We start from the raw sequence: 16,825 nt of genomic DNA, 5'->3' as shown, positions 1-16,825 counted from the left end.
CTCTGTTAACGTTCTATCACTGCTGATTAATTGTCAGCAAAACTGATTTTATACGAATTATTTTTTAGGGCCAGCGAAAGTAGAGATTACTTAGCTCTTTACTTTCTTGCGCCGCGTACCAAGGCCTATCTTCTTTGCAAGATTACGGCGTTGTTCGGCATAATTGGGGGCGACCATTGGATAGTCGGCGGGGAGGCCCCAACGCTCCCGGTATTCGTCCGGTGTCATGTCGTATGACGTTTTGAGGTGGCGCTTGAGCATTTTCAACTTTTTCCCGTCTTCCAGGCAAATAATGTAATCCGGATGTACGGATTTGCGGATGGCGACTACCGGCTCTGGCTTTTCCTCCTCCTCGGCGGCCTCACCAATGGTTGAAAGAGTTTTATATACATCATTAATTAAAGATGAAATTTCCCCGGTGTCGACCGGGTTGCGGGACAAATGTGAGGTAACGATATCCGTAGTCAGAGCAAGAAGCTCCAGCTTTTCAATTTTTTCGGACATTGTAATAAACCTCCTTCAATATCGGATGACTTAAAGTGTATAATCAATATAAGAACGACAACGAAATATAAAATAGAATAAAGAAAAAAAATATTATAAGCCAACATTTATTCCAACTTGGTGTTTTTTTATCCTTTTATAGGTTAAAGACGATTTTTCATCATAATTGCATCTTCCGGCTTCCCGCCGTGGTTGTAATAATTTCTCCGACGCCCAATCTCTTTAAATCCCTGTTTAGTATAAAGACGTTGCGCGGCCAGATTTCGTGAACCGACTTCAAGGTAAAGGCAGCAAACACCGGATACTTTCAGTTTCTCGGAACCAGAGAACAAAAGATGCGCTGCAATTCCCTTTCCGCGAAATTCGGGCAGGGTTCCGAGGGTAAGTATCTCCGCTTCATCCATTACAATGCGATACAGTGAAAAGGCGGCGGGTTCTTCGGCGATGCTGAGAATTTGCAGCAGGGTCCCCGGTATATCGAGCGCGGAGATAAAGTCGGCTTCCTTCCATGCCTCTGAGAAACACCGGGCATGCATTGCCGCCGCAAGCGGCGCCATGGATTTTCCAGTAAAGAAGTCGATGAATATGGCGTCTTCCTTCATGGATCGTCTCTATCACCCGGCCGTCGGGTCTATTCCGCCGGGTAGCTTTGCGTCCGGAGCGCGGAGATAGAGCGGGGCAGGAGCCGGCAAGCCATCTGCCGGCAAACCGCGTGCGACGGCCAGGTGGATCAACTGGACAGCATCCGGGTCGTCGGACAAATCGAGGATGCTGTATTTTCCGGAGTCAAAATTGGGAATACTTTCCAGCAGCGAGGCACCTGAACCGACGAGGATTGCCTGTTCTGTATCAAGTGTCGCCAGTGCCTGCTCTGTCCTAATTGCAGCGGGAGCAGAGAGGGGGGAGATGATTTCGCCCTGTTCCAGTCGCTTGAACGCCTGTATGTAAACTTCCCCGCGCCGCGCATCTGCCGTGGCAATTACCGGACGACCATTAGTGGCGGGGAATGGCACGGCAGCGGCAAGCGCCTCGAGCGTGGTAATGCCAATAACCGGCTTTTTGGCGGCAACGCCAATTCCACGAGCGGCGGCAAGCCCGATCCTGAGTCCTGTAAAAGTACCTGGTCCGACAGTTACCGCAATCAGATCGAGATCCCCGTAACCAAACCCGGCTTCCTGAAGTTGAGCCTCTATCATTGGCATCAGGGCTTCCGCATGACCGCGCCGCCGTTTCTCATGACTCCGGGCGAGGATCGTTGTCCCGTCGGCGACGGCGACAGAGCAGGCATTTAGTGCGGTATCAAATGCCAATATCTTCATTATATTGCCTTCCGTAATCCAGCCATGTAGGGTCACCGTGAGGCGAGAGTGTTACGCTCAAAGCCGCGTGATTTCAAGTCAACAGGTTCAAGATGCCCCTAAATGCGAACTTAACCGAAATAACCGCCGAAGAATTCAATGTCGAACTTGATCTGCGTTACGCGACAACAAATAATTTTACCGGCGCGGCTGTATACAGGCGAAGTGCCTGCTTTTTGAACCTAGAGGCCGCAGACAATCTGCGCCGGGCCGTGGACCTGGCGGCGGATATCGGGCTGCGGTTCAAGCTCTTTGATGGTTTTCGTCCGACTGAGGCTGTACAGGCGCTGTGGGACCATACTCCGAATCCGGATTTTCTCTCCAGGCCAAGTAATGGTTCGCCGCACTCACGCGGGGCGGCAATCGACCTTACGCTGATCGACAGCGCGGGACGGGAGCTGGAGATGGGGACCGGGTTTGATGCAATGACGCCCACGTCGTATCATGGTGCGCGCGATATTTCGGCCGAAGCGCAGCGGAACCGGGCCGTGCTTCTGGGAGTGATGACGGCGGCGGGCTGGGATTTTTATCGGAATGAATGGTGGCATTACCAATTGTTTAGACCCCGCCGATATCCTACCCTCTCGGACAAGGCAGCCGGCAGCCGGATGATGGGGCATGCCGGTCTTTCAGAGGCGGAATAGGGTGCCATGGGACAGATGTTAAAAGTAAAGATACGCATACTGTGCGTCATATTATCAGCCGTCGCGGTTTTGGGGGGCAGCCCCGCACTGGCGGCCGACTGGGCCAGCGTGATTATGTATCATCGGTTCGGGGAAGATCAATACACCTCGACAAATATTCGCGTTGAACAGTTTAAGGAACATGTTCAGGAACTCCAGAACGGTGAGTATACTGTTTTGCCGCTCAATGAGATTGTGGATCGTCTTGAGAAAGGCGAAGAATTGCCCGATCGTACTGTCGCCCTAACAATCGACGACGCCTATGCCTCTGTTTACAATGTTGCCTGGCCGATATTGCGGGACGCGAATTTGCCGTTCACGGTTTTCGTCGCCGTCGAGGGAGTGGACAAGCAGTTCGCCGACTACATGACCTGGGACCAGATCCGTGAGCTGCGTGATGCGGGCGTCCATATCGGTCATCATAGCTATGCTCATGCGCATCTACCCCTAATGAGCCCGCAAGAAATTGAAGCAGATATTAATCTGGCGAGTGAACGGTACCAGGAGGAATTGGGGTTTGTGCCTGCCATATTCGCCTATCCTTACGGCGAGTATGGGAATGAGGTGAAAGCCGTAATTCGCAAAATTGGCTTCAAGGCCGCGTTTGGCCAACAGTCCGGTGTTTCCTATTCCGGCCATGACCGTCTTGAACTGCCGCGGTTTGCCATGAGCGAGAATTATGGTGGTATCGGGCGTTTTCGGTTGGCCGCGAATGCCTTGCCTTTGCGGGTAACGGATGTGACGCCATCTGATAATGTATTGAAGCGCAATCCTCCCAATTTCGGTTTCACCATTGCCGAGGATTACGGTAACCTCAGCGGCCTTTCGTGTTTTTCCTCCAACCAGACAGGCGGGGCCGTCCCGATCGAAAAAATCGGCGATGCGCGGATCGAGATACGATTGACAGCCGACTTCAAGCCCGGCCGGGGCCGAATTAATTGTACTCTTCTTGGACCGGATCGACGCTGGCGCTGGTTCGGATCTCTCTTTTACATCCCGAAATAATAGCAATCAAAATGAGGAATGCCGATGTATCGCCCAAACAAACTAAAAGAAAAACTAAAAGCCGGTGAAAAAGCAGCAGCCTGCTGGCTCTTCTCCAATTCCTCGGATATGGCGGAGATTGTGGCAGGGGCTGGATTTGACGCTCTCATGATTGATCATGAACATGGCTCTGGAAGCCTCGAAACTGCGATCGACCAGCATCGCGCGGCGCGTTCAGTAAGTGACGTGACTATTCTGATGCGGGTACCCTGGAATGATACCGTTCTGATCAAGCGATCGCTCGATGCCGGAATGGACGGGATCATGGTGCCCTCAGTTAATACAGCGGAAGAAGCAAAGGCGGCCGTTGCTGCCTGCCGTTATCCACCGACAGGAATACGGAGTGCGGGTTTTGGCGCGGCACGGGCCGGCGGCTATGGACGGACCGCTCGGTCATATCGCGACAATCTCGACAATGACTTGATGATCATCTGTCAGATTGAAACGAAGGAGGCCGTTGGTAATATTGAAAGTATTGCCGCTGTCGATGGCGTCGATATGCTGTTTATCGGCCCCAATGATCTGTCCGGGAGTATCAATAAACTTGCGGAATTTGATGATCCGGAGGTGAAAGCACTTTTTGAGGAGGCGCGGGACCGCATCAAGGCGAGCCCCGCCTTCCTTGGATGCATTTCGAAGGGCGCAAAGCAGACGAACGAACTCTTTGCGCAAGGGTTTGATTTCCTCCTCTGCGCTGGCGATACAGGTCTTGTGACAAGTGCAGCGGATGATCTGTTAAAAAACCTCAAGAAATAAGGACTACCGTCTGAAGAGGGATATTTTCAGACGGTAAACTCCGATTACAAGGTCACATTATGGCTGGCCGCAGCCTCGGTGATCTGGCGCCAGGTTTCCTCGTCTATTTCGATGCCGTGGGTACGGCGCAATTCCCGTTGTTCCCGCTCCGGATCGCCGGGCACAATCACGTTGTCATACCCTGCGCGCGGCGGGGAGTCGCGAACGTAATCACACATGGCCTTCATCTCGCTCGCGATATAGTCCGTATCCGTCAGGCGAGTTGGATCAATAACGATCGAAAGCATGTTGTTGATGATACGGGTATCACGGGTGTTTTTTGGCTGGATCGTTCCGCCACCGCCAATCGCACCTGTCAACAGTTCGCACATGAGCGCAAGGCCATACCCCTTGTGTTCCGCCAGAGGAAGGAGCGACCCAACCTTGTCTGCAAACATGACGCCCGGATCAGTGGTTGCGTTACCGTCATTGTCGATAAGCAGCCCTTCGTCGACCTTCTTGCCGCTGTTATGGGCAACCCGGATCTTCCCGAGGGCGACCTTGCTTGTAGCAAAATCGAGAATTATGCGGGGCTCTTGCGCGGTATCGGGGAGGGAAATGCAGATCGGATTAGTACCGTAGCGGGCATCCGAACCGCGATGCGGCGCGACAAGACCTCTATGACCGGTAACATTGACAAAGTGAATGGAAACAAGACCCGCATCTGTGCATTGCTCCCCATAGGTGCCGACGCGGCCAATATGATGGGCATTCCGTAAAGCTGAAAGTGCGAGCCCGGTTTCCTGAGCGACAGCAATGGTTTGCGCCGTCGCTTCCCGCGCGACGACCTGACCAAATCCGGCGCGACCATCGAACACCAGAATAGAGCCATCCTTCTTGAGTAACTCCACATGCTCGTTGGGGCGAAGGAATCCGGCCTTGATATTCTCCACATAGCGGGGGATCATCCCGACGCCATGGCTGTCATGGCCAGAAAGGTTGGCAAGGACGAGGTGATCGGCAACGATCGCGGCTTCCGTGGGACTACTCCCGGCAGCCTTGAAAATTGCCTCAACGAATTCCTGCAGGATATCATGCTCAATACGCATTAATCGATTACTCCCGTAATTTATTATTATTAGATTGCGGTCATGCCGCCATCGACGACAAGTTCAGATCCGGTGACATGGCGGGCCTCGTCAGAGGCGAGGAAGAGAATACAATTGGCAATGTCCACAGGCTCGGCCGGGATTTTTAATGGAACGCGCCCTGGAATGGCTTTCCAGCCTGCGTCGACTTTCCCGCCGTACATACCCATCAATTCGTCGCCCATATTCGTGCGCACCGGATCAGGATGCACGGAGTTGCACCGAATGCCGTAATCTTTACTGGCGCAGTGAATGGCGACGGTTTTTGTCAGTTGCCTTACCGCTGCTTTTGAAGCGCCATACGCCGCGAGTGTTGGCGTGCCGATAATGGCAGCAACAGATGAAATATTGACGATGGAGCCGCCACGACCCTTCATCGCCTTGACGGCAGCCTGACAACCTAGAAAAACACCCTCGACATTAACCTTTTGGATGGCCTGCCAATGAGCGAGGTCCGTATCTTCTATAGTTTGATGATCCCCGATTGCAAGAATACCTGCGTTGTTCACCAGAATATCTATTCCCTTGCTATCGGCGGCGATCGTGGCCATGACCCTTTGCCAGTCGGCTTCCTTCGTGACGTCCTGTTCTAAAAACTGCGCCATCTTGCCGAGTGCTTTCGCCGCAGCCTTTCCGGCTTCCGCATTGATGTCGGTCATCAGGACAAAGGCCCCTTCCTCGATGAAGCGGCGGGTCGTTGCGAGGCCAATTCCGGTAGCGGCCCCAGTCACCAGTGCGACTTTGTTTGCCAATCGATCCATGATCCCCCCTTTTTGTTTTTCTTATGGCGCGTTCAGCATGAAGCGGCGCCTTTTTCAGATTAGGCGTCCGGCTATCTTTCCATATCCCTCAAATATTTGCGAGATGGAAAGACGCAGCGATAGAAATAAACGGAGATTGGGTGAGGACTACGGACGGTTGGCGGCCAGCTGCTCCGGCGCGAGGATAGCATCTTCAAAGTCATCGAACTGGTTTATCTCGATCAGCGACCGAAGATTATCCACATACTCAGGCCCTTTTTCGGAATAAACATGCAGCGTGTCAATGAGCGGCGGATCCTCATACGCGGCTAGGACGCCAGAATGATGACGGGCCCGAATTTCCCGAAATTCAGCATAGGCTGCATGGGAATTGAGATTATGAATATAGGCAGCGATCGAGTCGGCTATGGACTTGAAGGCTTTTACTTCATGGGTTTCATTTTCAGCCCGCTCTTCCGGCACTATTCCTTTGCCGGTCGACCAGACTCGCTGACCGAAGAGCGCATTTCCTTCACGGGCGAAGCGTGAGGTGCCCCATCCGGATTCTTCTACGGCCTGTGCAAGCGCGAGCGATACAGGAACCTTATCCACTTTCAGCATCAGTCGTTCCGGATCGGCAATGTCCTCTCGGTAGCGAACGGCCATTTGATCAAGCCATTTGCGGTCCGAAGGCCCGATTCGTTCCCCTTGTTCCTTTTTCTTAAGCAGATCCGCAAGACGTTCCCGCCTTTCCAGGATTTTCTCGTTTGTGCTCAAAATCAAGGGCAGAACGAGCTTGATAAAGGTTTTTTTGCGTTGTTCTACATCCGTTATATCGTCAATATCGACCGGGATTTGCTCTACATAAAAGCGCGGAACAGGATGTCCTTCACGAATGTCCTGTAACTGGTAGTCTACCTGATCCAGTGCGGTTTCCAGCGATGCCATATCGAACTGATCCGCATGATCGTGCGCGGAAATTTCCCCCGGCTTGCGACCAGGCGACGACGCATTTTTGGCGAATAATGTTCGGCCACCATTAAAAGACGACGTTTTGTCGTCGGAAGTGCGGCCGATAAAATCAGGCACAACATACGCAACTGCCAGGACAATAACCGCCAACGTTGCAAACTTGTTTAGTCTGATACTGGATTTAAATAGCTGCATGATAAAACTTGCGTTGCGCCCTAAGCCATCAACTGTGCCATATCCTAATAAAGCACAATATATAGACTAAAATGTCAATCCGATACACAATATATAGGCCCAAAATGCTTTTTACGTCACCTTGGGCCGAGGATGAAATATGTGTGTCTCTACTTGCGAATTCAAGAGTAGATATTTACAAAAGAAATTTATTAATTGATTCAGCTGGTTAAAAGATTTCGGTCCATTTTGGACAAATTTAGTTCAAATAAAAACCGGCTAAATCGCGAATCGAGGGCGCGGTTTCAGGTTGGAACTACAACCGGCGGGATTACGTAACCGCATCCAGCTGCCGAGTGGTCAAATTTCCTGGTACCACGGTAATCGGGATTGCGAAAGTCCCGGACATTTCCCCAACGAGACTTTTGATCAATGGGCCCGGTCCACCGGTATCCGGGGACGCGGCCAGGACAAGAACGCGAATATCGGAGTCTTCCTCAATCAGCGCCAGCACCTCTTCCTTCTTGTGACCATCGCGAATGACGAATTCCGGCACAATGGTCGTTTCCTTCTGAATTTCCTCCGCGAGGTTCAGCAAGAGTTCTTCAGCAGCTTCACGGGCTTCTTCGCGCATTGCCTGTTCCACCCCCATCCAGTGCTGGAATTCCGGTGGCTCGATAACATACAGCAGGATCACGCCGCCCCCGACATGCCAGGCCCGGCGGCTCGCGAAGCGGATTGCCGACTTGCATTCCGGTGTTTCGTCGACGACGACAAGAAATTTGTTGCGTACGCCGCTCTGGGTCTCCTCTGACATACAGACTCCGTCAGTTGTTCTAGGGGAAAATTATCCTGCCACTATCAGCGGGTTTATTTCAAGAGAATGTTGCTGATCTCTTGTAGCTGCGTCCGGGCACGCAACACGTAAAAGCCCTGGGCTGTCAGATGATTGGGGAGAAACTGGGAATCTGGCGCCGCGTTGATGACAATAAAGGGATCAAGATCGATCACGGATTTGAGGCTCGCCAGCATCTGCGCCCAGGCATTGGTAAGATTACGCTCCTTGATCAGGCTTTCATAATCCTGTGACAGTGCCTTCAGGAGCATGTAATAGCCGTACGCCTGCCCTTTGACGCCATAAAAAATATTGTCTGCCTGGAAATCAATGATATCACCGGAATTTTCGTCGATATGCTGGTCGATCGTTGCGGTAGAGGACCCCATATCAAGGGCAATCCGGTCAAGGGTCGCCAGCAGGTTATCGGCGCGCCGTTCGAAGACGGCCTTGCCATTGGCCAGCCGCTTGTTATAGCTGATGAGAGAAGAGCGGGCTTTTTCATACTGTTCTTCGGATGCTGCGGTCGGCAAGAGAGAAATCGTCGGATCCCACGCCCATTTTGTACCGGAATACTGGAGCAGGCCCGCGGCTTCCTGCAAATCCGGGTCTGTTTGACTGGATCCGCGTGTTCGCCCAATCTGGTCGGTTAGCTCAAAGCCGAACCGCGCGAGGGCGGAAATAATTCCCTGCTGGTAATTCGGCATATTGTCGAGGGCGGCAGACGGCATGAAGAAAGGGTCATTCGCTGTCCAGCGGTTAACGTTGATTTCCCGATCTATCAGGCCGGCCATCATGTCCACTGCATGACTGCCTCCGGCAACAACATTTGTACCGGTCGGCACGAATTCCGTATCATCGTCAATATTATTGATCATGATCATGCCGACGGGATAATAGAGCAACAGGAACAGCAGAATAAGAATTGCGAAGACTTTCCAGCTTCGCTTTGCGCTTTCCCGAACTGCCGCTGCGCGCCCACCAATCCGTTTGGTATCGCCGCCGCTATTGCCGATTTCGCTCATCTATCCTGCCCCGTCACCGCGTGATCTGTTCATGTGGCTTCAATTAAAGATGTATGTTGTTTCGACCCGACTTACAAGCGGACTTCCTTAAGGATGAATAAATCCAACGACTTCCTTCACCTCAGCCAATACTGGCGCAGCTAGTGCGGCGGCACGTTCGGCCCCTTCTTTCAATATGGCATCCACATGCGCCGGGTCGGCCATCAGCTTTTTCATTTCCTCGCCGATTGGGCCAAATTTTTCAACGGCTAGGTCGGTAAGCGCTGGCTTAAACGTTGAAAAAGGAGCGCCAGCAAATTCACTCAGCACTTCCTGCTTACTGAGATCGGCAAGCGCAGCGTATATCCCGACGAGGTTGGCGGCTTCCGGGCGATCCTTCAAGCCCTCTTCCGTTTCGGGAAGTGGATCGGCATCCGTCCGCGCTTTGCGGAGTTTCTTTGCGATGCTGTCCCGGTCGTCCGTGAAAGTAATACGCGAATAGTCGCTGGGATCTGACTTTGACATTTTCTTCGATCCATCGCGGAGGGACATCACCCGTGTAGCCGCGCCAAAGATCAAAGGCTCCACCAGCGGGAAGGTTTCAGTTCCATAGTCATTGTTGAATTTCTGCGCGATATCGCGGGTCAACTCCAGATGCTGTTTCTGGTCCTCCCCGACAGGCACATGGGTTGCCTTATAGACCATAATGTCCGCCGCCATCAGATTGGGGTAGGCATACAGGCCGACAGAGGCATTCTCGCGGTTCTTTCCGGCTTTCTCCTTGAACTGGGTCATGCGGTTCAACCAGCCAAGGCGGGCAACACAGTTGAATATCCAAGCGAGCTCCGCATGGGCAGCAACGGTGCTTTGGGCGAAAATAATAGACCGCTTTGGGTCTACTCCCGCGGCGAGATAGGCGGCGGCTACTTCCCGTGTATTGTTGCGTAACGCTTCCGGATCCTGCCAGACGGTAATGGCATGCATATTAACAGCACAATAAATGCACTCATAATCATCCTGTAACCCGACGAAATTACGGATCGCGCCGAGATAGTTACCGAGATGAAGGTTGCCACTTGGCTGAACGCCGGAGAAAATACGAGACATAACTAAAAGCTCCTCACGCTTTGGACACGGGCCCCAAAATTGACGGACTGACAATCAGATCGTCGGGGCCGGGGATTGGGCATTGCCCGGGAATTGATCCCGGCCTTATTGCAGGCGGCTTGCGGATCGTCAACCGATTTACGCTTCGGGGCGGCGTTTCAGCATTGATTTTATCTCCTGCAGGCGTGCTGTCCCGGTAAGAATACCGCTGACCGCATAGAGCACACCACCGCCGACTACAAGCGCAATGAGCGCCCCGACCCTTACAGGTAAATCTCCCGTGAAGGCGCCTGCCAGATTTTCCCGAGCGAAATAGAGGCCGACGGACATGATTACGGACGCGACGATCATACCGACGAGCCGACGAAGTAGCCGCGCGTCCGCTGTATAGTGACCGCGCCGGCGTAAAATAATAAACAGGAGGAGGACGTTAAACCAGGAGGAGAGGGATGTCGCAAGCGCGATTCCGACGTGATCCAGATAGCGGATGAGGAAAAGGCTTAGCACTACATTCATAATCATGGCGAAGATGCCGACAATCACCGGCGTTGTCGTATCCTCCCGCGCGAAAAAGCCCGGCGCAAGAATCTTGACAAGAACAAAAGCTGGAAGCCCCGTTGCAAAGGCAAGCAGAGCCGATGCCGTGGCTTGGCTGGCGACCGCAGTAAATTCCCCATGTTGGAATAGGACAGAGGTAATTTCTTCCGGAATAACCATCAGTGCTGCCGCTGCCGGTAAGGTCAGGAGCAAGGAAAGCTCCATCGCGCGGTTCATGCTGTTCATTGCCGCTGTCTCTTCGCCTTTCCGCAGTTGACGGGAGAGCATAGGTAGAAGCGCCGTGCCAACTGCAATACCTATTACGCCCAGAGGCAACTGGTAAACCCGGTCCGCATAGTAAAGATAGGAGATGGACCCTGTTGCTAGGAAGGAGGCGATTATTGTTCCGACCAGAATGTTGATCTGCATTACACCTGCGCCAATCGCGCCGGGGACCATCAACCGGAACAATCGCTTGATATCCGCGTTAAATACGGGCCGGCGAAGCTTGACCCCGATTTCCGCCCGCTGGCAGGCGATGACGAGGAAAACAACCTGCGCCAGTCCGGCAATCGCCACCCCGACGGCGAGCAGCATACCAACATGGCTCTCGCTTCGGTTAATGCCTATCAGCAAACAGGCAATCAGGATGATATTCAGCAGGATCGGCGCCGCCGCCATCGCCGCGAATTTATAGAAGGCGTTCAGAATGCCGCCTAAAAGGGCCACGACAGCCATCGCGATCAGATAGGGAAAGGTGATACGGGTATACTCGACGGCTAAGTCAAAACGTAAACCCTCTGGTGTAAACCCGGGTGCCAGCAATAACATCATGACCGGCATGAAGATCATGAAAAGTGCTGAAAAAATAAGGAGAAAGCCGACAAGAATACTCAATGCATGACCGGCAAACGTCAGAGCAGCCTCTTTGCCATCGGCTTCCAGCTTACGCGCAAACAGCGGGATAAAGGCGGCGGAAAAGGCGCCTTCAGCGACCAGGCGCCGAAACATGTTTGGGATGCGAAAGGCAACAAAAAATGCGTCCGCCACCGGCCCGGCGCCCAATACCGATGCCATCAGGATGTCGCGTAAAAAACCGAGAACCCGACTGATCATGGTAAAGCCACCGACTGTGGCCACGGACTTAATCAAACTCATGCTTCCCCTATAGCACTGGCGAACCTGCGCTGCCCATCAGCTTCCGCTGCTCGCCGTATTTTTTGCGCGCACCGATTTTCTTTTCGGCTCCATATCCTCCGTGAGGGCGTGGAGCAACTTCTTCTCGATATTGGCAAGCTTGACCTTGTTGGTGATTTTGAGGCCGAAGCTGTCCTTAACATAAAATACGTCAACCGCCCGTTCGCCGTAGGTGGCAATATGTGCCGATGAGATGGAAAGAGACAATGTGAACAATGTCCGTGTCAGGTTGGCAAGCAACCCGGGCCGGTCACGCCCCCGAACTTCGATAACCGTATGAGTGTTGGATGCCTTGTTATCGAGGATGACAGCCGGTTGAACCGTAAAAATTTCAGTCCGGCTCGGCAGGCTCGATTCCCGCCGGTCCATGATCTCCAGATGGGGTCTGCGTGCGCCCTGCAATGTATCTTCGATTGCCTGACGCAATTTTTTCATGCGACCCCGTTGATCGTAAACCTTGCCTTCGGAATCCTGAATGTAAAAAGTATCGAGTGCCATACCATCCGTCGTCGTGTGAATTTTCGCGTCGACGATGTTGGCGCCGCTTACCGACATCGCGCCGGTGATCCGGGAAAACAGGCCCGGATGGTCTGCGGTGTAAACAAGAACCTCGGTAATAGACCGGAAGGGATCGCTCTTTGACTCGATGGTAAATAGGGACTTTTCCTTGTCAGCTTTTTGCATGAGCTCTGCGTGGGTAACGCGATCCTCACTGCTGGTCCCGATCCAGTAGGATTGATAGAAGCGCTCTATGTGCGCCTCAATTTCGTCTTTTTTCCAGGTACTTAGAAGGCCGCGTAGTTCCTCCTGGTAATGCTTGGCGCGCTCCGCCCGGCCTTCGGAGATATGACCCCCTGTAAGAGCATTTTCGGACGCATAATAAAGCTCCCGAAGAAGCTGCCCTTTCCAGCCGTTCCAGACACTCGGTCCAACCGCACGGATATCGGCGACAGTCAGGACAAGCAGAAGCCGCAAGCGCTCCGGGCTTTGAACAATTTTGACAAAATCCTCAATTGTTTTCGGGTCAGAGATATCCCGCTTGAACGCAAACGCGCTGAATGCCAAATGATATCGCACAAGCCAGGCAACTGTCTCCGTTTCAGACGGCGACAGCCCAAGCCTTGGGCAGAGTTTCTCCGCCACCTCCGCTCCCAATATTGAGTGATCCCCACCTCGCCCCTTGGCGATATCATGGATCAGGACGGCGCAGTACAGGACATTCCGCGACACGATCTTTGGCATGATATTATGAGAAAGCGGATGATCCTCCTTCAAGGCGCCATCCTCGATCTGCGAGATGATACCGATGGCGCGAATGGTGTGCTCGTCAACCGTATATACATGATACATGTCATGCTGCATCTGGGCGACAACTCGTCCGAAATCGGGAACAAAGCGGCCAAATACGCCAGCTTCATTCAGGCGTCGCAAGGTTGTTTCCGGATCCTTGCGGCTGGTCATCATCTCCAAAAAGAGTTGGTTGGCCCGTTCATCATTGCGAATATTCCGGTTGATCAGCTTAAGGTCCTGGCGGATTAGGCGCAGCGCATTCGGATGGACATCCAGGCCCTTCTCCTGAGCCAGGTGGAACAATTCCAGCATCCGGATCGGGTCTTCCTTGAAATCATCTTCATGCGCCACATTGATGCGACCACTTTCGACGACATACCCTTTCAGTTTCCGTTTGGCGAGGCCGAGGCGCGGGAGTGGCAAGCGGCTTTTCTTCTGTTGTTCGGCTTCCAGATTGGCGCAAAAAATACGTGTCAGGTCGCCAACATCCTTCGCAACGAGGAAATAATGCTTCATGAACCGTTCAACCCCGCTGGTCCCGGCATGATCCTTGTAGTGAAGCCGCTTGGCGAGCTCTGTCTGAACGTCGAAAGTAATCCGTTCTTCGGGGCGACCGGTCAGATAATGCAGGTGGCATCGGACCGAACGGAGGAAATTGGACGCCTTGGTGAATTTGCGTCGTTCCTTCTCTGTAAAGACCCCAAGTGCCACAAGTTTGGAAATATCTGTTGTCCCGTGTAGAAATTTTGCTATCCAGAACAGGGTCTGAAGGTCGCGCAGCCCGCCTTTCCCCTCTTTGATATTTGGTTCCACAACATAGCGGGAATTGCCGAAACGATCGTGGCGTTCTTTCCGTTCCTGCAGTTTGGCCTCAATGAACTCGCGGCTATGCCCGGAAACAACCTCCTTCATATATTTACGATACATCTCCTTGAACATATCCTGATCGCCCCAGACATAGCGCGCTTCCAGTAAGGCGGTCTGGATCGTTGTGTCCTTTTTAGCAAGGCGGATACATTCGCTCACGGTGCGTGTGGAGTGGCCGACTTTCAGGCCAAGGTCCCAAAGCATATAGAGAACGAACTCGATCACCTGTTCGCACCAGGATGTCTGTTTGTAAGGAAAGAGAAACAGCAGGTCGACGTCTGAACTGGGCGCAAGCTCACCGCGGCCATATCCGCCAACGGCGACAAGCGACAGTTTTTCCTCAGGAGTTGGGTTGCTTAATCGATAGATGTATTGGGTCGCAACATCGAAAATACTACGGATAATCTGGTCGACCAGAAAACACTGGGCATACATCATTGCCCGGCCCTTATTCGATTGCAGAAAGCGCTCTTCCACGACCTTACTGCCGTGATCGAGGCTTGTCTTGAATTGCCGCAGGATTTCTTGCCGGAACTCAAAACTGGTCGGAGCGAATTCCTCGGCCGCCGTCGCGATCGATTGCACTAATGCGCGGCGGTCGATGATCTCTTTTTGGTTTGGAATTTTTTCCATCTATTATCCAATTTGCCTGCCGAGCTTGATATAGGACAGACAGCCTTTTAAACTTTGCTGAGACGCTGTTTAGCAAATATCGGGATAAAATGCCCGAAATATATAATCGGCTACCTTTAAAATAGCGCGGCGAATTACTTATTGGGCATTTATCATGACGCAGTATGATATAGAGGATTTATCGGTTGCTGCGGTCTATAAATCCTACCCAGAAGATCTGAGAAACAAGTTGCTGGCATTGAGACAGCTCATTTTCGAGACTGCGGATGCCATCGGCGATGTGGTATTGACTGAAACGCTGAAGTGGGGCGAGCCGAGCTATAATGCAAGTGGTAGGGCCGGCACGCCAATCCGACTCGCGCCGTCTAGGGAAAAAAGCACTTACGGTCTTTTTGTGCATTGCCAGACTAGTCTCATCGCTGAATTCAAAGAGAGATATCCGGATATTTTTCATTACAGGGGTACGCGCGCCATACTTTTTTCTCCCGATGATACTATTGCAATAGCGGAACTCCGGGAATTTATTACCACGGCATTGACCTATCACCGGCGCAAATCCCTTTTGGTAAAGTGCTGACATTATGAATTTCTGGGCATTTGCTGAAGGCGCAATGCTTGGCGCCGCGCTTATCATCGCCATTGGCGCACAGAACCTGTTTGTCCTGCGACAGGGCGCCCGGCGGGATCAGATATTCATTATTTGCCTGTTATCGTCCCTGATTGATGGCTCGTTAATTCTGTTGGGAGCGATGGGTCTCGGCTCCGCCATCGCGGCTTTCCCCGAGCTGGTACCATGGGCGAGCTGGGGCGGAGCGATATTTCTGATCCTTTTTGGCCTACTTTCCTGCCGTCGGGCTATTTGGCCAGATATTATGCAGACGACGGATGAGACGCCTGTTGTGAGCTCAAGGCGAAAAGCGGTTCTCTTGACACTCGCATTCGGTCTTTTGAACCCTCACGTCTATCTGGATACGGTAATCTTGCTGGGAGGAATAGCGGCCGGATATGAAATAAATGCCCGTATCTATTTTGTCAGCGGGGCAATCATTGCGTCTTTCATCTGGTTTTTCGGTATTGGGTATGGCGCCCGTCTGCTTGCGCCGTTGATGCAAAACCGGACAGGTGCCCGCAGTCTTGATCTGATTGTCGCCGCAATGATGTTTCTTATTGCGGCCAGCCTGATTAACGAACAGCTGACCGCAATATAATAAAGGTTCGATCAGGTGATCGTCTGGCCGCCATCGATCACAATCGTCTGACCTGTCAGGAAAGTCCCTGCGTCGGAGGCCATAAGAATGGCCGCACCAGCAATCTCTTCCGGCTGACCGATACGCTGCAATGGGGCACGTGATGTCGCGCGTTTCAGGATCTCAGGATCTTCCCAGAGCGCGCGGGCGAAGTTTGTCTGGATCAACCCTGGTGCAATTGCATTCACGCGAATATTATCCGCGCCATGTTCTACGGCCAGGTTGCGGACAAGCTGCATATCTGCTGCCTTGGAAATACTGTAAGCGCCCAGAACCGCAGAGCCACGAATGCCGCCGATCGAGGAGACAATAATAATTGCGCCATCCTTGCGGGCCTTCATCTCCGGCAGAACCATGTTGCAGAGCCAATGGTTTGACTTGATGTTGGCTGCCATAATCTTGTCAAACGCATCATCCGGAATATCGGTGGACGGACCAAAGAAGGGATTTAGCGCGGCATTGCAAACCAGTACATGAATCTCGCCCAGCTGTTTGTGCGCCTCATCCACCAGATTTTGCAGAGACTCTTTGGAGTTGATATTGCACGGGATGACGACTGCCTTGCCGCTGCTGCCTTCCGGCAAGCTGTCATTGATTTCCTTCGCCACTTCTTCGCAAATCTCGGCCTTCCGGCTTGAGATCGTGACTTTTGCACCGGCCAGTGCCATTTGATGGGCAATTGCCTTGCCGATCCCCTTGCTGGAGCCGGTAATGACAATATTTTTTCCGGAAAGATCAAACATACGGTGT

General features: G+C 52.5%; 17 protein-coding genes. 5 read left to right on the top strand and 12 right to left on the bottom strand.

What is annotated here, in order from left to right; genetic code table 11:
• Positions 1 to 90 precede the first annotated feature (90 nt).
• The 3 genes from J0X12_RS03025 to tsaB form a co-directional block, all read right to left on the bottom strand.
• Entirely contained in the window at positions 91 to 504 is a 414-nt protein-coding gene (locus J0X12_RS03025; RefSeq protein WP_207042087.1) for a Ros/MucR family transcriptional regulator, read from the bottom strand.
• Between the two features lie 143 nt (positions 505 to 647).
• Positions 648 to 1,106, bottom strand: a complete 459-nt coding sequence (gene rimI, locus J0X12_RS03020) for a ribosomal protein S18-alanine N-acetyltransferase (protein ID WP_207042086.1) — start codon at positions 1,104 to 1,106, stop codon at positions 648 to 650.
• Positions 1,107 to 1,118: 12 nt separating this feature from the next.
• On the bottom strand, positions 1,119 to 1,823 hold the full coding sequence (gene tsaB / locus J0X12_RS03015) for a tRNA (adenosine(37)-N6)-threonylcarbamoyltransferase complex dimerization subunit type 1 TsaB (protein WP_207042077.1): 705 nt from the start codon (positions 1,821 to 1,823) through the stop codon (positions 1,119 to 1,121).
• A gap of 92 nt (positions 1,824 to 1,915) precedes the next feature.
• Here tsaB and ddpX point away from each other — a divergent pair, with 92 nt between their 5' ends.
• The 3 genes from ddpX to J0X12_RS03000 are packed head-to-tail and all read left to right on the top strand — an operon-like array spanning position 1,916 to position 4,345.
• A complete protein-coding gene (gene ddpX / locus J0X12_RS03010; RefSeq protein WP_207042067.1) occupies positions 1,916 to 2,506 on the top strand; it encodes a D-alanyl-D-alanine dipeptidase in 591 nt (196 codons plus the stop codon).
• 6 nt (positions 2,507 to 2,512) lie between these two features.
• Entirely contained in the window at positions 2,513 to 3,550 is a 1,038-nt protein-coding gene (locus J0X12_RS03005) for a polysaccharide deacetylase family protein (RefSeq protein WP_207042065.1), read from the top strand.
• Positions 3,551 to 3,574: 24 nt separating this feature from the next.
• Entirely contained in the window at positions 3,575 to 4,345 is a 771-nt protein-coding gene (locus tag J0X12_RS03000) for an HpcH/HpaI aldolase family protein (RefSeq protein ID WP_207042063.1), read from the top strand.
• 44 nt (positions 4,346 to 4,389) lie between these two features.
• On the opposite strand, the gene J0X12_RS02995 is transcribed toward J0X12_RS03000, so the two are convergent.
• The 8 genes from J0X12_RS02995 to J0X12_RS02960 form a co-directional block, all read right to left on the bottom strand.
• Positions 4,390 to 5,433: a malate/lactate/ureidoglycolate dehydrogenase gene (locus J0X12_RS02995; RefSeq protein ID WP_207042061.1), complete on the bottom strand. Its 1,044-nt coding sequence runs from the start codon at positions 5,431 to 5,433 to the stop codon at positions 4,390 to 4,392.
• Positions 5,434 to 5,462: 29 nt separating this feature from the next.
• Positions 5,463 to 6,233 (bottom strand): glucose 1-dehydrogenase, encoded by a 771-nt coding sequence (locus J0X12_RS02990; protein ID WP_207042059.1) that lies wholly within the window; start codon positions 6,231 to 6,233, stop codon positions 5,463 to 5,465.
• Positions 6,234 to 6,380: 147 nt separating this feature from the next.
• A complete protein-coding gene (locus tag J0X12_RS02985) occupies positions 6,381 to 7,379 on the bottom strand; it encodes a glucosaminidase domain-containing protein (RefSeq protein ID WP_207042056.1) in 999 nt (332 codons plus the stop codon).
• Positions 7,380 to 7,689: 310 nt separating this feature from the next.
• Positions 7,690 to 8,175: a universal stress protein gene (locus J0X12_RS02980; protein ID WP_207042054.1), complete on the bottom strand. Its 486-nt coding sequence runs from the start codon at positions 8,173 to 8,175 to the stop codon at positions 7,690 to 7,692.
• A 53-nt stretch (positions 8,176 to 8,228) separates the two neighbouring features.
• Complete coding sequence (locus tag J0X12_RS02975) at positions 8,229 to 9,218, bottom strand: DUF2333 family protein (RefSeq protein WP_207042052.1); 990 nt, start codon at positions 9,216 to 9,218, stop codon at positions 8,229 to 8,231.
• A gap of 87 nt (positions 9,219 to 9,305) precedes the next feature.
• Positions 9,306 to 10,304 (bottom strand): tryptophan--tRNA ligase, encoded by a 999-nt coding sequence (trpS, locus tag J0X12_RS02970; protein ID WP_207042050.1) that lies wholly within the window; start codon positions 10,302 to 10,304, stop codon positions 9,306 to 9,308.
• A 138-nt stretch (positions 10,305 to 10,442) separates the two neighbouring features.
• Positions 10,443 to 11,999, bottom strand: coding sequence for a murein biosynthesis integral membrane protein MurJ (gene murJ / locus J0X12_RS02965; RefSeq protein ID WP_207042048.1), 1,557 nt, complete (start codon positions 11,997 to 11,999; stop codon positions 10,443 to 10,445).
• Positions 12,000 to 12,035: 36 nt separating this feature from the next.
• Positions 12,036 to 14,828 (bottom strand): [protein-PII] uridylyltransferase, encoded by a 2,793-nt coding sequence (locus J0X12_RS02960; protein WP_207042046.1) that lies wholly within the window; start codon positions 14,826 to 14,828, stop codon positions 12,036 to 12,038.
• A gap of 154 nt (positions 14,829 to 14,982) precedes the next feature.
• Between J0X12_RS02960 and J0X12_RS02955 the strand changes: the two genes are divergently transcribed.
• Together J0X12_RS02955 and J0X12_RS02950 are read left to right on the top strand one after the other, a co-directional pair.
• On the top strand, positions 14,983 to 15,405 hold the full coding sequence (locus J0X12_RS02955; RefSeq protein ID WP_207042038.1) for a DUF1801 domain-containing protein: 423 nt from the start codon (positions 14,983 to 14,985) through the stop codon (positions 15,403 to 15,405).
• A gap of 4 nt (positions 15,406 to 15,409) precedes the next feature.
• Positions 15,410 to 16,036 carry a LysE/ArgO family amino acid transporter gene (locus tag J0X12_RS02950; RefSeq protein ID WP_207042036.1) on the top strand — a complete coding sequence of 209 codons (627 nt, stop codon included), beginning with the start codon at positions 15,410 to 15,412 and terminating at the stop codon, positions 16,034 to 16,036.
• 11 nt (positions 16,037 to 16,047) lie between these two features.
• Here J0X12_RS02950 and J0X12_RS02945 read toward each other — a convergent pair whose 3' ends face one another.
• The gene (locus J0X12_RS02945; RefSeq protein ID WP_207042034.1) at positions 16,048 to 16,818 is read right to left on the bottom strand and encodes an SDR family NAD(P)-dependent oxidoreductase; all 771 of its coding nucleotides are present in this window, start codon (positions 16,816 to 16,818) and stop codon (positions 16,048 to 16,050) included.
• Positions 16,819 to 16,825 lie beyond the last annotated feature (7 nt).

Origin of the sequence: Sneathiella sedimenti (genome assembly GCF_017313765.1) — a bacterium.
Lineage (GTDB): Bacteria > Pseudomonadota > Alphaproteobacteria > Sneathiellales > Sneathiellaceae > Sneathiella > Sneathiella sedimenti.
This window is presented reverse-complemented; position numbering and strand designations above follow the sequence as displayed.

What these genes read in the sequence shown, in the direction of transcription:
- J0X12_RS03025 (WP_207042087.1), bottom strand. Translation starts at nt 504, where the DNA reads ATGTCCGAAAAAATTGAAAAGCTGGAGCTTCTTGCTCTGACTACGGAT.
- J0X12_RS02990 (WP_207042059.1), bottom strand. Translation starts at nt 6,233, where the DNA reads ATGGATCGATTGGCAAACAAAGTCGCACTGGTGACTGGGGCCGCTACC.
- J0X12_RS02980 (WP_207042054.1), bottom strand. Translation starts at nt 8,175, where the DNA reads ATGTCAGAGGAGACCCAGAGCGGCGTACGCAACAAATTTCTTGTCGTC.
- J0X12_RS03000 (WP_207042063.1), top strand. Translation starts at nt 3,575, where the DNA reads ATGTATCGCCCAAACAAACTAAAAGAAAAACTAAAAGCCGGTGAAAAA.
- ddpX (WP_207042067.1), top strand. Translation starts at nt 1,916, where the DNA reads ATGCCCCTAAATGCGAACTTAACCGAAATAACCGCCGAAGAATTCAAT.
- J0X12_RS02955 (WP_207042038.1), top strand. Translation starts at nt 14,983, where the DNA reads ATGACGCAGTATGATATAGAGGATTTATCGGTTGCTGCGGTCTATAAA.
- J0X12_RS02945 (WP_207042034.1), bottom strand. Translation starts at nt 16,818, where the DNA reads ATGTTTGATCTTTCCGGAAAAAATATTGTCATTACCGGCTCCAGCAAG.
- J0X12_RS02950 (WP_207042036.1), top strand. Translation starts at nt 15,410, where the DNA reads ATGAATTTCTGGGCATTTGCTGAAGGCGCAATGCTTGGCGCCGCGCTT.
- trpS (WP_207042050.1), bottom strand. Translation starts at nt 10,304, where the DNA reads ATGTCTCGTATTTTCTCCGGCGTTCAGCCAAGTGGCAACCTTCATCTC.
- tsaB (WP_207042077.1), bottom strand. Translation starts at nt 1,823, where the DNA reads ATGAAGATATTGGCATTTGATACCGCACTAAATGCCTGCTCTGTCGCC.
- J0X12_RS03005 (WP_207042065.1), top strand. Translation starts at nt 2,513, where the DNA reads ATGGGACAGATGTTAAAAGTAAAGATACGCATACTGTGCGTCATATTA.
- J0X12_RS02960 (WP_207042046.1), bottom strand. Translation starts at nt 14,828, where the DNA reads ATGGAAAAAATTCCAAACCAAAAAGAGATCATCGACCGCCGCGCATTA.
- rimI (WP_207042086.1), bottom strand. Translation starts at nt 1,106, where the DNA reads ATGAAGGAAGACGCCATATTCATCGACTTCTTTACTGGAAAATCCATG.
- murJ (WP_207042048.1), bottom strand. Translation starts at nt 11,999, where the DNA reads ATGAGTTTGATTAAGTCCGTGGCCACAGTCGGTGGCTTTACCATGATC.
- J0X12_RS02995 (WP_207042061.1), bottom strand. Translation starts at nt 5,433, where the DNA reads ATGCGTATTGAGCATGATATCCTGCAGGAATTCGTTGAGGCAATTTTC.
- J0X12_RS02975 (WP_207042052.1), bottom strand. Translation starts at nt 9,218, where the DNA reads ATGAGCGAAATCGGCAATAGCGGCGGCGATACCAAACGGATTGGTGGG.
- J0X12_RS02985 (WP_207042056.1), bottom strand. Translation starts at nt 7,379, where the DNA reads ATGCAGCTATTTAAATCCAGTATCAGACTAAACAAGTTTGCAACGTTG.